The following is a 14,236-nucleotide window of genomic DNA, read 5'->3' as shown; positions in this document are numbered from 1 at the left end:
ACCCCCCGGAGGGAGGCGCACCACCACCGGTCTGTGCCACGATCACCCACGTGCGCCACCTCACCCCGCTCCTGCACCCGCTCACCAGCGCCCACACCTACCGCCGCTGGGCCCACCTCGTCATCGGCGGCGCGCTCCTGACCCCCTACGCCATGGCCGCCCTCGTCCTGGCCTCACTCCTGACCCAGAACGGCCGCACCGTCGACGTCGGCGCGTCCCCCGGCCCCGCCGTCTGGGCCCTGACCGCCGCCCTGGCCCTGACCGCCGTCGCCGCCACCGCCCGCATCCCCGGCGTGCGCAACGCCCAGATCCACCTGGCCCGCGCCCTGCTGCGCGGACCCCTCACCGACCGGCCCGCACCCGCCGCCACCTGGCGCAGCACCGCCCGCACCAGCGCCTTCCTGTGCCTGCACATGGTCCTGGGCCTGGCCGTGTGCCTGCTCACCATGACCGCCCTCACCGAAGCCGCCCTCCTGGCCGCCGCCCCCCTGACCCCCGGCCCCCACACCACCGCCCAGGGCCCCCTGACCTTCACCGGCCGCGGAGAACTCTCCCGCGCCCAACTCCTGGCCGGCCCCCTCCTGGGCCTGCTCCTGCTCGCCGCCCTCCTCTACACCGTCGCCCTGGCCGGCCACCTGCTCACCCTGGCCGCACCCCGCCTGCTGGGCCCCTCACCCGCCGAACGCCTGGCCGCCGCCCAGGCCCACGCCCACACCCTCGCCGAACGCAACCGCCTGGCCCGCGAACTCCACGACTCCCTGGGCCACGCCCTGTCCGTGGTCACCCTCCAGGCCGCCACCGCCGCACGCCTGCTCGACACCGACCCCGAGTTCGCCCGCCAGGCCCTCACCCACATCGCCGACCAGGCCCGCACCGCCACCGCCGACCTCGACCACGCCCTGGGCCTGCTGCGCGAGGACACCGCCGCCCCCCGCACCACACCCCCCGACCTGACCCACCTGCCCCACCTGGCCCACGCCACCCAGCACACCGGCACCGACCTGACCTGCCACATCAGCGGCGACCCCACCCGCGTCCCCGCCCTGCTCTCCCGCGAGACCTACCGCATCAGCCAGGAGGCCCTCACCAACGCCCTGCGCCACGCCCCCGGCCAACCCCTCACCCTGCGCCTGCAGACCACACCCACCACCCTCACCCTCACCGTCACCAACCCCCTGCCCCCCGCCCGCACACCCCGCCGCCCCCGCGGCGGACGCGGCATCAACGGCATGCGCGAACGCGCCCACCTGCTCGGCGGCACCCTCACCGCCCGCCCCCACGACCGCACCTGGCAGCTCACCCTGCACCTGGCATGGAAAGAACAACCGTGATCGGCATCAACCTGGTCGACGACGAAGCACTCATCCGCGCCGGCCTGGCCGCCCTCATCGACGCCGAACCCGACATGGAGGTCACCGGCCAGGCCGCCGACGGCTCCGAGGTCCCCGACCTCGTGCGCCGCACCCGCCCCGACCTGGTCCTGATGGACGTGCGCATGCCCCGCCTGGACGGCATCCAGGCCACCCGCACCCTGCACGCCACCCTCACCGACCCGCCCCGCGTCATCGTCCTGACCACCTTCGACAACGACGACCACGTCTGGGACGCCCTGCGCGCCGGAGCCGTCGGCTTCCTCCTCAAACGCACCCCGCCCGAGGACATCCTCGCCGCCCTGCGCATCGCCCACCGCGGCCAGACCCTGCTCTTCCCCACCGCCCTGCGCCACCTGGCCGCCACCCGGCCCGCCGCCCCCACCCCCGCCGCACGCGCGGTCGCCACCCTCACCGAACGCGAATCCCAGACCCTCACCCTCATGGCCCAGGGCATGACCAACGCCGAGATCGCCGACCGCCTCTTCCTGGGGGTGCAGACCGTCAAGACCCACGTCTCCAACACCCTCACCAAACTCGGCGCCCGCGACCGCACCCAAGCCGTCATCGCCGCCTACGACGCCGGACTCATCCGCCCCAACACCGGCCCCTGACCCCGCCCGACACCACGACACACCCACCCTTGCGCAAACACAGGGTGATAACACTGCTACGTTCAGTCATCAAAAGGTTCTGGACGCGACAGCCACACGGGGGAAGCATGCCAACCGCGTCAGCGATCGACATCAACCACATCAGCAGCCTGTACCGCACCCACCGCGACGACCTGGCCCGCGTACGCGACCAGATGCGCGCCCACCACCAGGCCGCCGACCCCCCCATGACCCCCCAACTCGACGACATCGAAGCAGAGATCACCTACCTGCTCCTGCGCGAGCACACCCCCGCCCACACCGTCGAGATCGGCACCTACTACGGCTGGTCCACCACCTGGATCCTGTCCGCCCTGCGTGACAACGGCACCGGCCACCTCTACTCCTTCGACATCATCGACCACGCCCCCCGCCACGTCCCCCCACACCTGGCCCAGAACCGGTGGACCTTCACCAAGGGCGACGTACGCGCCAAGATCGCCCACATCCCCTCCGACACCGACTACCTGTTCATCGACGCCGCCCACAACGGCTGGTTCGCCCGCTGGTACCTGCACCACCTCCTGCCCGCCCTGCCCGCCCACATCCCCGTCAGCATCCACGACGTCTTCCACCAACGCCACGCCCTGCCCTTCACCGAAGGCGCCATCGTCCTCAAATGGCTCGCCACCAACACCACCCCCTTCTTCACCGCCTCCAGCGCCCGCGCACCCCACACCCACCAGGCCATCCAGGACCTCAAACGCGAACTCGGCCTGGACGAACCCGTCCGCACCGGCCACCACAACCCCATGATCTACTTCCGCCTCCCCGTCCTGCCCGGCCACAACCCCCACCCCCACCGCCCACCCCAGCAGCGCCCCGCCCCCCACGAACAGACCGAACCCCACCCCTCCGACAGCCCCTGACCCCGCACACGAAAAAACGGGGGGCGGGCCACCGGCCCACCCCCCGCACACCCCCGCTCACCCCGCCCCGTCGGCCTCCACCGCCCGCGGCGAACCCCCACCACCCTCCACAGCCCGCTCACGCACCGCCACCACATCCGCCGCATCGGCCACGATCCGCGAGAAGTTCACCGGCTGGTCCAGACTCACCATGTGCCCCGCCCGCGGCACATTCACCAACCGCCCGTCCGCACACGCGTCGAAGAACTGCTTCTCATGGATCCGGAAATGGTCCCGCGCACCGTTGATCAACCACACCGGCCCCTGGTACGAGGCCAGCGCCGACAACGGATCCATCTCCGAGACCGCGTCGATCACCGCCGTGGCCGCCTCCACCGCCAGACCGCCGTCCAACACCGCCTCCGCCGCACCATCACGCAACGTCAACCGGTGGAACCGCTCATTGAGCGTCGCCCCCTTGTCCGGCAACCGATCCATCAGCACCGCCGGAATCCGGTACACCTGCGCCAACGACTGCGCCGGCTTGGCCGTACAACTCGCCGCCACCAACCCCGCCACACGACCCGGCGCCGCACCCGCAGCCGCGATCGACACGAAACCGCCCAGACTCAACCCCACCAGCAGAGCCCGACCGCCCACACCGTCGATCGCCTCCAGCACCGTGTCCACCGCACGCCCCAGCGAGAACTCCTCACCCCGCCGCGACCCGTGCCCGGGAAGATCAGGGGCCACCACCGTGCACCCCTGCCCCTCCAACAACTCCACCTGCGGACGCCACATACTCCCCGACACCCGCAGACCATGCACCAGAACGATCGGCACACCCATGACCCGTCCCCTTCCCTACGCCCGGTACCGCACCGTCACCGGCGCATGGTCGGACCACCGGGCCCCGTGCTCGGCCGCCCGCTCCACCCGGGCCGACTCCGCCCGCACCGCCAACCCCGGCGTGCACATCTGATAGTCGATACGCCACCCTGTGTCGTTGTCGAAGGCCCGCCCCCGGTAGGACCACCACGAGTACGGCCCCTCCTGATCGGGGTACAGCGCCCGCACCACGTCCACATAACCGGCCCCGTCCAGGACCCGCCCCAACCACTCCCGCTCCTGGGGCAGGAACCCCGCACTCTTCCTGTTGCCCCGCCAGTTCTTCAGATCCGCCTCGGTGTGCGCGATGTTCCAGTCACCGCACACCACCAGATCGCGCCCCTGCCCCTCCACCTCCTTGCGCCGCCGCACCAGATACGGCAGGAACGCCTCCATGAAACGCTCCTTCTCCTCCTGGCGCGGGGTACCCACCTCACCCGAGGGCAGGTACAGGCTCGCCACCGTCACCGCCCCCAGATCCACCTCCACATACCGGCCCGACCCCTCGAACTCGGCCTCACCGAACCCCACACGCACAGCATCGGGCTCCACACGCGAGTACACCGCCACACCGGCCCGCCCCTTGGCCTGCGCGGGAACCAACACCACATGCCACCCCTGCGGCGCCACCACCTCCTGCGGCAACTGGGAGGCCTCGGCCCGCGTCTCCTGCACACACACCACATCGGCCTCGGTGGCCGACAACCAGGACACGAAACCCGGATCCTTCTTCGCGGCGGCCCGCAGGCCGTTGACGTTCACGGTGGACACAACGAAAGTCGACTGATTCACGCCCACAGAGTAGCCACCCCCGCGCCCCCGCATCTCCCCGCGCACACTCACCCCACCACCTCACCGCCCCCCAACCGCCGCAACACCCCATAGGTACGGTTGGCCCCCGCCGCCTCCCGCTGAGCACGGTCCGTCACCTGGATGTAGGCCTGCGACGACGACAACGACGCATGCCCCAGCAAACGCATGATCTCGGTGACCGACGCCCCGTCCTCCGCCAACCGCGTCGCGAACGTGTGCCGCAACGCGTGCACCAGCGTCCCCCGCGCCACCCGGTCGTGCACACCCGCATGCCTGTAGCACTGCTTGACCAGGTACTGCAGCCCACCCCGGCGCAACCCCTCGCCCCGGTTGTCCACCAGCAGCGGATCCGACCCCCGCACCACCCCGAACCGCGCCCGCCGCGACTCCAGGTAGGCCTCCAACAACACCTCCAACGGCACCTCGATGGGCAGCGACCTCTCCCCACCGCCCTTGCCCACCACCCGGATACGCCGCTCCCCGGCCCGGCCCCCCACCGACTCCACCCGCAACGACAGCATCTCCGCCGAACGCATCCCCGTCAGCAGCGCCAGCGCCAACACCGCCAGATCCCGCTCCGGCCACGGATCCCGCGCCTTGCGCGCCCCCCGCGCCAACGCCTCCAACAACCGCTCCGGGGTGTCCTCGCCCATCAGCGGCTTGGGCACCGAGGGCCGCACCCGCGGCCGCGGCACCGCCGACATCGGATTGCCCGCCACCACCCGCTCCGACACCCAGAACGCGAAGAACCCGTTCCACGTCGACCACGCCCGCAGCACACTGGAGGCCGCACGCTCGGCCGCGAACTCCGCGAACGCCCCCCGCAGCACCGTCGCATCCAGGTCCGACCACACCACCGCACCCGGATCCACACCCCGCACCCGGCCCACACACGCCAACACCCCCAGCAGGTCGCGCCGGTAGGCGGCCACCGTATGGGGGGAGGGCTTGGCCGCACGCCGCGCCACCAGGTACTGCTCCACGGCCTCGACCACGGACCCCTGTTCAACATCCATGCCCACAGCATCCCCGATACCGCGGGCACTTCCACCCCCGCACCCCAGGTGTCCGCACCCGTTCCACAACCCTCCGGGCGCCCGCCCCGCGGGGGAGCGGGGCACACCCGGCCGGGGGAGCGGCCCACCCCGCCCCCCGCCCCGCCCCCGACACACACCACGGGGGCACGGAAAGAACCCCGCACCCCCGCAGCACCCGCCTCACCCCCCGCCCAGCACCTCCCGCACCCCCCGCGCCACCTCCACGTCCTCACGCGCGTGCACCACCAACGTCCGCACCGCAGCCCCCGCAGCACTCACCTCACCCTCCACACCCACACCCTCGTTCGCCCCCGCATCCACCTCCACACCCAAGAACCCCAACCCCTCCGCCACACGGGCCCGCACCAGCGCCGACCCCTCACCCACACCACCGGTGAACACCAACGCGTCCAACCCGCCCAACGACGCCGCCATCGCCGCCACCCCCGCACGCAACCGGTGCACATACACCCCCGCCGCCAGCACCGCCTCCGCGTCCATGCGCCCCAACACCTCACGCATGTCCGCCGACCCCGCCAACGCCAGCACCCCCGACTCGTGCTCCAACGCCTGAGCGATCTCCTCCACCGCCAACCCCGCATGCTGGTGCAGCCACAACACCATCCCCGGATCCACACTCCCCGACCGCGTCGCCATCACCAGCCCCTCCAACGGCGTGAACCCCATCGTCGTGTCCACACCACGCCCCTCCAGCACCGCCGCCAACGACGCCCCCGCCCCCAGATGCGCCGTCACCACACGCCGCACACCACCGCACACCTCCACCGCCCGACGCCACGCATACGCGTGCGAGAGCCCGTGGAACCCGAAACGCCGCACCCCCCACTCACGCCGCCACCGCTCCGGCACCGCATACGTCGACGCCTCCCGCGGCATCCCCGCGTGAAAGGCCGTGTCGAAACACGCCACCGCCGGCAGCCCCGGCAGCACTTCACCGACCGCCTCGATCCCCGCCAACGACTTGGGCTGGTGCAACGGCGCCAGATCCCCCAACGCCCTCAACCGCCCCACCACCCGCGCATCCAACCGCACCGGCGACACGAACTCGCGCCCCCCGTGCACCACCCGGTGCCCCACCGCCTCCACCGCCGGAAACCCCTCCAGCGCCGCCCGCACCGCACCCCGGTCCCACACACCGCGCCGCACCGGCACCGACTCCGACGCCAGCACCTCCTCCCGCGGCCCCACCACACTCAACTTCAGACTCGAGGACCCCGCGTTGACCACCAGAACACGCATCAGTACGGCCACACCCACTCACGCACCTCCACCGGATCCTCACCGAACTCCCGCGTGTACGCCCGGTGCCGCAGACGCTCGTCCACCATCCGCTGACGCACCCCCGCCGCACGCCCGCCCAACCCCGGAACCCGGTCGATCACATCCATCACCAGGTGGAACCGGTCCAGGTCGTTGAGCATCACCATGTCGAACGGCGTCGTCGTGGTGCCCTCCTCCCTGTACCCGCGCACATGCAGGTCCCCGTGCCCCGCACGCCGGTACGCCAGCCGGTGCACCAGCCACGGATACCCGTGGAACGCGAAGACCACCGGCGTGCCCACCGGGAACAGCGCCTCGTACTCCGCATCGGGCAACCCGTGCGGATGCCCGCTGGGCGGCTGCAACCTCATCAGGTCCACCACATTGACCACCCGCACCCGCAACTCCGGGAACAGCTGCCGCAACAGGTCCGCCGCCGCCAGCGTCTCCAGCGTCGGCACATCACCCGCGCACGCCAACACCACGTCCGGATCCTCACCCGCGCCCGTGCTCGCCCACTCCCAGATCCCGATCCCGCGCGTACAGTGCGCCACCGCCTCCTCCACCGACAAGAAGTCCAGGGCGGGCTGCTTGCCCGCCACCACCACATTCACGTAGTCCCGCGAACGCAGGCAGTGGTCGGCCACCGACAACAACGTGTTCGCGTCCGGCGGCAGATACACCCGCACCACCTCCGCCGGCTTGTTCAGCACCACATCCAGGAACCCCGGATCCTGGTGCGTGAAACCGTTGTGGTCCTGACGCCACACATGCGACGTCAACAGATAGTTCAACGACGCGATCGGCCGCCGCCACGGCAGCCCCCGCGTCACCTTCAACCACTTCGCATGCTGGTTGAACATCGCATCCACGATGTGCACGAACGCCTCGTAGCAGTTGAACAACCCGTGCCGCCCCGTCAGCAGGTACCCCTCCAACCACCCCTGGCACAGGTGCTCACTGAGCACCTCCATCACACGCCCGTGCCGCCCCAGGTGCTCGTCCGAGGCCAGCACCTGCGCCTGCCACACCTTGTCCGAGGCCTCCAGCACCGGCGCCAACCGGTTCGACGCCGTCTCGTCCGGCCCCATGATCCGGAACGAGTCCGGGTTGCGGCGCAGCACATCACGCAGGAAGTGCCCCAGCACCCGCGTCGCCTCACTGCTCTGCTTGCCGTTCCCCGACACCCGCACCCCGTACTCGCGAAAGTCCGGCACCACCAGGTCCCGCAACAGCGACCCCCCGTTGGCATGCGGATTCGCACTCATCCGCCGCGCCCCCGCCGGCGCCCACTCCCGCAACTCCGCCACCGGGGCCCCCGACTCCCCGAACAACTCCTCCGGCCGGTAGGAGCGCATCCACTCCTGCAGCATCCGCCGGTGCTCGGCGTTGGCACGCACCTGCCCCATCGGCACCTGGTGCGAGCGCCACGTCCCCTCCACCGCCACCCCGTCGACCTCCCGCGGCCCCGTCCACCCCTTGGGCGAACGCAGCACCACCATCGGCCACACCGGACGCCCCTCCAGACCCGAGGACCGCGCCACCCGCTGGATCCGCGCGATCTCCGCCAACGCCTCGTCCAGCACCTGCGCCATACGGCCGTGCATGTACACCGGATCATCACCGGAGACCACCAGCGGCCGGTACCCGAACCCCTCCAACTGCTTGAGGAGCTCCTCCTCCGGGATCCGCGCCAACACCGTCGGATTCGCGATCTTGTACCCGTTCAGGTGCAGGATCGGCAGCACCGCCCCGTCCCGCACCGGGTCCAGGAACTTGTTGGAATGCCAGCTGCCCGCCAACGGCCCCGTCTCGGCCTCACCGTCGCCCACCACGCACGAGACCACCAGATCCGGGTTGTCGAAGGCCGCACCGAACGCGTGCACCAGCGAATACCCCAGCTCGCCGCCCTCATGGATCGACCCCGGCGTCTCCGGCGCCGCATGGCTGGGCACACCCCCCGGGAACGAGAACTGGCGGAACAACCGCCGCATCCCCTCCTCATCCCGCGTGATGTGCGGGTACACCTCGGTGTAACCGCCCTCCAACCACGCGTTCGCCACCGCCGCCGGCCCCCCGTGCCCCGGACCCATCACGTAGACCATGTCCAGGTCGCGCTCCCTGATCACCCGGTTCAGGTGCGCGTAACAGAAGTTCAGCCCCGGGGTGGTGCCCCAGTGCCCCAGCAGCCGCGGCTTGATGTGCTCGGGCCGCAGCTCCTCCCGCAGCAGAGGGTTGTCCAGCAGGTAGATCTGCCCCACCGACAGGTAGTTCGCCGCACGCCAGTACGCGTCCACACGCCGCAGCTCGTCATGGTCAAGGGCCATACCGTGTGCCTCCCCACAAGGCGGTGCCGTGAGCGGCCGGGGCGGACCGGCGCCCTTCCGGGGCAGGGCCCGCCCGCCACCCGCGCACCGGACGGACGCGCCGCGAACCCACCGGCGCCGCCACCCGCTCGGATCTCCTGGCAGCGCCTGCCCAGATACCGGTCCGGGAAACGCCCGCCCCGCACCGCGGGCGGCGCCCGCGGCGGCGCGCCCGGCCTGGAGGGGGTCGCGAGCGCGGGCCGGGAGGGCGGGGCCCACACCCCGGGCGGGCCTGCGAGGGGCGGTCCGGCCTGCTCCGCGGGAGTTGCCGACCTTGGTCGTAACCACTACGGTTACGACCAAGGTCGGGGATCGGGGGAGGCGGAGTCCCACATGAGCGCCAACAGCAGACTGACCATCGCGGCACACGCCCTGACATGGATCGGGCTGTACCAGCGGCGCGGCCACGAGGTCGCCACCTCCGAGCAGATCGCGACCAGCGCCAACACCAACCCGGTGGTGATCCGCCGCCTGCTGGCCACACTGAGCAAGGCCGGCCTGGCCGATTCACGGCGGGGAGCGGGGGCGGGCTGGATGCTCGCACGGGACCTGGCGGCGATCACCCTGCTCGACGTCTACCAGGCGATCGAACCAGGGCCGGTCTTCGCCCTGCACCGCGCCGCACCGGACCCCGAGTGCGTCGTGGGCCACGGCATCGGACCGGCGATGACCGCCGTGTACGACGGCGTGGAGGCCGCCCTGCGCAGGGAGCTGTCCAAGACCACGCTGGAGGACGTGCTGCGGGACGTCCTGAAAGCCGCCTGACCCCAGCCCCCGCACCCCGGCCGGGGGAGCGCCTTCCGCGCCCAACAACGTAACAACAATGGTTACGACAAGGCGCGGGGGAGCCCCACGCACGACCGGACCACAAGACCACCGAGCCGCCCCCGCCCCAGGACCCGACCGGCACACCCCGGACGAACGAAAGACAAGGACAAGCACCATGGCAACGGACACCCAGACCTCGCGGACCCTGGCCGAGAAGTTCGTGGAACGCCTCGGCGCACAGGACCCCGACGGCATCCAGGAACTGTTCGCCCAGGAGATCGACTGGCACGTGCCCGGCAGCGACGCGCTCTCCTGGAGCGGGCGCCGCACCCGCCGGGACCAGGTCGCCCCGTACTTCACCACGATGTGGCCGCACTTCGCCCAGGGCAGGAGCAAGGTCGCACTGGAACACGTCATCGTCGACGGAGGCGACGCCGTACTGCTGGCCACCTGGACGCACACCGTCGTGGCCACGGGCAAGGAGTTCACCACACCGGCGGCCATCCACCTCAGGGTCGAGGACGACCGGATCGTCCGCATGCACCTGTACGAGGACACCCTGACCATCGCCAAGGCGTTCGACGCCGACTGAGCACCGAGCACCAGGATCCCGACCCCAGGCACACGGCGGCCAGGACCTCCACAGCAGGGCCGGGGGAGGGGGCGGCGCCGGGAGCCGGTGCCGCACACGGCCCTCCGCGTGCGGCACCGGCAGGGGAGGGACCCCGCGCACCCCCGGCGCCCCCGGGGAAGATCCCGACCGGGGGAGGAGCCGCCTCGACCTCACCCCCGCCAGGCCCGCGTGGCCGCCCACTGGGCACGGCGCAACCCCGCAGTGGGGGAGAGGGGCCTCCACTCCTCCCAGAACACGGCCACCTCCTCGCAGCGGCGCACCATCCACGCATGGCGCTCGGCCCACGGCGGACACACCCCGTACGCGGCGAAGAACGCCTCCAGCGCCCCGACCTCGCCCGGATGGTAGGTGCGCACCACCCACTCGCACCAGGCCAGGTCCTCCACCGGCGCCCCCGGATGCGCCCACTCCCAGTCCAGGACGGCCGCCACCCTCCCGCCTCGGGGCTCCATCAGCACATTGTTGGGACCGAAGTCCCCGTGCACGAACACCTGCCCCGGCAGCGGCCCTGGGCCGGGCAGCAGCGCGGGGTCCAGGGCGTGCACCAGGCGCAGCACCCGCCCGCAGGCGGCCATGACCTGCTCGGCGCACCCGCGCGCCCACAGGTCCTTGGCGTGCACGGCCTCGACGAAGGCGGTGCGCAGGGGCAGGGCGGCTCCCACGAGGCCGCCGGGACCGCGGCCGCCGGCGTCCGGCGCGGGGTCCAGGAGCGCGGGAACGGGCACCGCACCGGCAGCGGCGCGCAGGGCGCGGGCCTCGGTGTCCCGGCGCCGCGCGGCGCCGGGACCGAGGTGGTGCTTGACCACGGCGTCGCCGCTCCTGCGGGTGTCGTTGGTGTAACTGTGCGTGAAACGTGCCATGGGTGGCTCCTGTGGAGGGGGAGAGGTGACCGGTGCGGCCGGGCGGCCCTGTGCGCGCGGGGGGCGAAGGGGCAGGGGAGGCGGGACCAGGGTCCGGACCCGCGCGGCGCCGGGGTTGGGAGCGGGGGCGCGGGGAGGACGGAGGGGGTGGGGCCGGTCGAGGCGACGGCCGCCCAGGAGATCACCACAAACCACTCAGGTGTCTGCAAAGTTCACCAAAATCATGCATAACACGGTTTATGCATCAAACATGGAGAGATCGGACCCGCCCCCTGTGGGGGACGACCTCCGGAACCTGCGCACCGGGGCCTGCACGCGGAGCCGCTCGCCCCCAGGACACCGCACCGCCAGAACCCCCGACACCCGGAGCACCGCCCCGGGCAACCCCAGGGCGTCGACGCCCTGACCTGCGGCCGACCCCGGACCGGGGCGGACCGGGCCGGCGTCCACAGGCCCCGAACGACCCTTGCCGCACACCCACCGACCTGCGGATACTGGGATTCGGGGGCGGCGCGCTCCGGCAACGAGGCTGCGGGCGCCCCCGAATCCACGCTAACCCGCCGCACCGCGCCTGCGCCAGACCGGCACAGGACCTGTGGACGGACGGCCGCCCGGAGCATTCGCCCCGAAGCCCCCGGTGCGCCGACGACGCCCAGCGCCCGGCCCCGACACGCCTCCGACGCACCGACGCGAGGCGAGGCGAGCACACACGGCCCGCCCAACACGACGGCGGCCAAGAACACGAAAAGCCCGCACACACGGGCCTTCCAACCCCTTCCCACCACCCCGCCCATATCGCCGATAATGCACATTATGTCAAGTTAGAGCTCTCGAGCCCCTGCCGGGTCGGAGTCGCCCGGCCCATGCCGGGCTCGAACCCCCGCCCCCCTGCCGACCGGCAGGCCCCCGCGCCCGGCCGCGCTCCCCACCGCCCCCACGACACCCGGCCCACCCGCCCGAACCACCGGCCCCGCACACCGTCCGCTCCCGCCGACCCTCCCGGCTTCCCACACCGCACCAACAGACGCACAAAACCCGACAAGCTCGGCCGTTCACCCCCACCACCACGCACACACCACCTATTCTGCGCACATGCTCATCCGAACCCTGTGCCGCAGCTGCCTGGGCAGCGGTACACGCGTGGCACTCCTGGCCCACCTCACCCTCACCGGCCCCGACTCCCCCACCCACACACACGACACCGACCACCCCGCACCCGCCCTCGGGGACCAGGCCCTGGCACCCCACCCCTGCCCCCACTGCGACGGCACCGGCCACCACCTGCTCGCCGCCACCACCCGCCCCCCACCCCCGAAAAACGCGATTTAACCACCCACCGGATACCGACATGTATACGTAACCACCGGGCACGCCCCACGAAACACCCCGACACCAGCCTCCTAGGTGCACCCCCACCCCCGACCCCCTAGGAGATGGGCACACGTGGCACGCACCCGCCCGCGCACAACACCCCTGGCCGCCACCGCACTCGCCCTGGCCCTGACCGCCACCGCCTGCGCCCCCGCCGGAACCGGAACCGACGACGACACCGTCACCGTCGGCCTGCTCCACTCACTCTCCGGCACCATGGCCATCAGCGAGGTCACCGTCCACGACGCCGTCCAACTCGCCATCGACGAGATCAACGCCGACGGCGGCGTCCTGGGACGCCAGATCGAACCCATCGTCGAGGACGGCGCCTCCGACGAGGCCACCTTCGCCGAACGCGCCCAAAAACTCCTCCAGTCCGACGGCGTCGCCACCGTCTTCGGCGGCTGGACCTCCGCCTCCCGCAAGGCGATGCTCCCCGTCTTCGAACGCAACGACGGCCTGCTGTGGTACCCGGTCCAGTACGAAGGCCTCGAAGCCTCCCCCAACATCGTCTACACCGGCGCCACCACCAACCAGCAGATCATCCCCGCCCTGGACTACCTGCGCGAAGAAGGCCACACCAGCCTCTACCTCGTCGGCTCCGACTACGTCTTCCCGCGCACCGCCAACCAGATCATCACCGCCTACGCCCAGGCCCACGACATGGACGTCATCGCCCAGGAGTACACACCCCTGGGCCACACCGAGTACGCCACCATCACCGACGACATCGCCCGCACCGCACCCGACGCCGTCTTCAACACCCTCAACGGCGACTCCAACGTCAGCTTCTTCCAACAGCTGCGCTCGGCCGGGGTCAGCGCCCAGGACACCCCCGTCCTGAGCGTCAGCGTCGCCGAGGAGGAGATCGAGGGCATCGGCGCCGACAACATCACCGGCCACCTCACCGCCTGGAACTACTACCAGAGCACCCCCACCGACACCAACACCGATTTCGTCGAGGCCTTCACCGACGCCTACGGCGAAGAACGGGTCACCTCCGACCCCATGCAGTCCGCCTACAACGCCGTCCACCTGTGGCGGGCCGCCGTCGAGGAAGCCGGCAGCTTCGAGGTCGCCGACGTCCGCCAGGCCCTGGACGGCACCACCTTCCAGGCCCCCGAAGGCACCATCACCATCGACGGCGCCACCCAGCACGTCGTCAAGACGGCCCGCATCGGCCAGGTCAACGACCAGGGCCTCATCGACGAGATCTGGTCCTCCCCCGAACCCATCACCCCCGACCCCTACCTCGAAGGCTACGACTGGGCAACCGCCCTCACCGGCTGAGACCACCGCCCGGCGGCCGGACCCCGACCCCTACGGGCCCGCCCCGGCCGCCCCCGA

The 14,236-nt window shown here is 71.6% G+C and carries 13 protein-coding genes; 7 read left to right on the top strand and 6 right to left on the bottom strand.

Annotated elements, in window-relative coordinates:
* Positions 1 to 50: 50 nt before the first annotated feature.
* The 3 genes from ACQPYD_RS14485 to ACQPYD_RS14475 all read left to right on the top strand — a co-directional run bounded on the left by ACQPYD_RS14485 (position 51) and on the right by ACQPYD_RS14475 (position 2,892).
* Entirely contained in the window at positions 51 to 1,331 is a 1,281-nt protein-coding gene (locus ACQPYD_RS14485) for a sensor histidine kinase (protein ID WP_433701504.1), read from the top strand.
* The gene (locus ACQPYD_RS14480; RefSeq protein WP_433701503.1) at positions 1,328 to 1,984 is read left to right on the top strand and encodes a response regulator; all 657 of its coding nucleotides are present in this window, start codon (positions 1,328 to 1,330) and stop codon (positions 1,982 to 1,984) included. Before ACQPYD_RS14485 ends, ACQPYD_RS14480 begins: the two co-directional genes overlap by 4 nt.
* A 107-nt stretch (positions 1,985 to 2,091) precedes the next feature.
* Positions 2,092 to 2,892 carry a class I SAM-dependent methyltransferase gene (locus tag ACQPYD_RS14475; RefSeq protein ID WP_433701502.1) on the top strand — a complete coding sequence of 267 codons (801 nt, stop codon included), beginning with the start codon at positions 2,092 to 2,094 and terminating at the stop codon, positions 2,890 to 2,892.
* A gap of 57 nt (positions 2,893 to 2,949) precedes the next feature.
* On the opposite strand, the gene ACQPYD_RS14470 is transcribed toward ACQPYD_RS14475, so the two are convergent.
* The 5 genes from ACQPYD_RS14470 to ACQPYD_RS14450 all read right to left on the bottom strand — a co-directional run bounded on the left by ACQPYD_RS14470 (position 2,950) and on the right by ACQPYD_RS14450 (position 9,217).
* Positions 2,950 to 3,720 carry an alpha/beta fold hydrolase gene (locus tag ACQPYD_RS14470; protein ID WP_433701501.1) on the bottom strand — a complete coding sequence of 257 codons (771 nt, stop codon included), beginning with the start codon at positions 3,718 to 3,720 and terminating at the stop codon, positions 2,950 to 2,952.
* Between the two features lie 15 nt (positions 3,721 to 3,735).
* On the bottom strand, positions 3,736 to 4,584 hold the full coding sequence (locus tag ACQPYD_RS14465; protein ID WP_433702051.1) for an exodeoxyribonuclease III: 849 nt from the start codon (positions 4,582 to 4,584) through the stop codon (positions 3,736 to 3,738).
* A gap of 14 nt (positions 4,585 to 4,598) precedes the next feature.
* The gene (locus ACQPYD_RS14460) at positions 4,599 to 5,588 is read right to left on the bottom strand and encodes a tyrosine-type recombinase/integrase (protein WP_267949951.1); all 990 of its coding nucleotides are present in this window, start codon (positions 5,586 to 5,588) and stop codon (positions 4,599 to 4,601) included.
* Positions 5,589 to 5,789: 201 nt separating this feature from the next.
* The gene (locus tag ACQPYD_RS14455; protein ID WP_433702050.1) at positions 5,790 to 6,869 is read right to left on the bottom strand and encodes an acetate/propionate family kinase; all 1,080 of its coding nucleotides are present in this window, start codon (positions 6,867 to 6,869) and stop codon (positions 5,790 to 5,792) included.
* Positions 6,869 to 9,217, bottom strand: a complete 2,349-nt coding sequence (locus ACQPYD_RS14450) for a phosphoketolase family protein (protein ID WP_433701500.1) — start codon at positions 9,215 to 9,217, stop codon at positions 6,869 to 6,871. Before ACQPYD_RS14450 ends, ACQPYD_RS14455 begins: the two co-directional genes overlap by 1 nt.
* 372 nt (positions 9,218 to 9,589) lie before the next feature.
* Here ACQPYD_RS14450 and ACQPYD_RS14445 point away from each other — a divergent pair, with 372 nt between their 5' ends.
* Positions 9,590 to 10,021: an Rrf2 family transcriptional regulator gene (locus ACQPYD_RS14445; protein ID WP_433701499.1), complete on the top strand. Its 432-nt coding sequence runs from the start codon at positions 9,590 to 9,592 to the stop codon at positions 10,019 to 10,021.
* A 178-nt stretch (positions 10,022 to 10,199) separates the two neighbouring features.
* The gene (locus ACQPYD_RS14440; RefSeq protein ID WP_433701498.1) at positions 10,200 to 10,616 is read left to right on the top strand and encodes a nuclear transport factor 2 family protein; all 417 of its coding nucleotides are present in this window, start codon (positions 10,200 to 10,202) and stop codon (positions 10,614 to 10,616) included.
* Positions 10,617 to 10,807: 191 nt separating this feature from the next.
* Here ACQPYD_RS14440 and ACQPYD_RS14435 read toward each other — a convergent pair whose 3' ends face one another.
* A complete protein-coding gene (locus ACQPYD_RS14435) occupies positions 10,808 to 11,518 on the bottom strand; it encodes a phosphotransferase family protein (RefSeq protein WP_433701497.1) in 711 nt (236 codons plus the stop codon).
* A gap of 1,092 nt (positions 11,519 to 12,610) precedes the next feature.
* Here ACQPYD_RS14435 and ACQPYD_RS14430 point away from each other — a divergent pair.
* Both ACQPYD_RS14430 and urtA read left to right on the top strand, forming a co-directional pair.
* On the top strand, positions 12,611 to 12,847 hold the full coding sequence (locus ACQPYD_RS14430; protein WP_433701496.1) for a hypothetical protein: 237 nt from the start codon (positions 12,611 to 12,613) through the stop codon (positions 12,845 to 12,847).
* Between the two features lie 114 nt (positions 12,848 to 12,961).
* Positions 12,962 to 14,179, top strand: coding sequence for an urea ABC transporter substrate-binding protein (gene urtA, locus ACQPYD_RS14425; protein WP_433701495.1), 1,218 nt, complete (start codon positions 12,962 to 12,964; stop codon positions 14,177 to 14,179).
* Positions 14,180 to 14,236: the final 57 nt, after the last annotated feature.

The organism is Nocardiopsis sp. CA-288880 (assembly GCF_050955985.1).
GTDB lineage: Bacteria > Actinomycetota > Actinomycetes > Streptosporangiales > Streptosporangiaceae > Nocardiopsis > Nocardiopsis tropica.
This window is presented reverse-complemented; position numbering and strand designations above follow the sequence as displayed.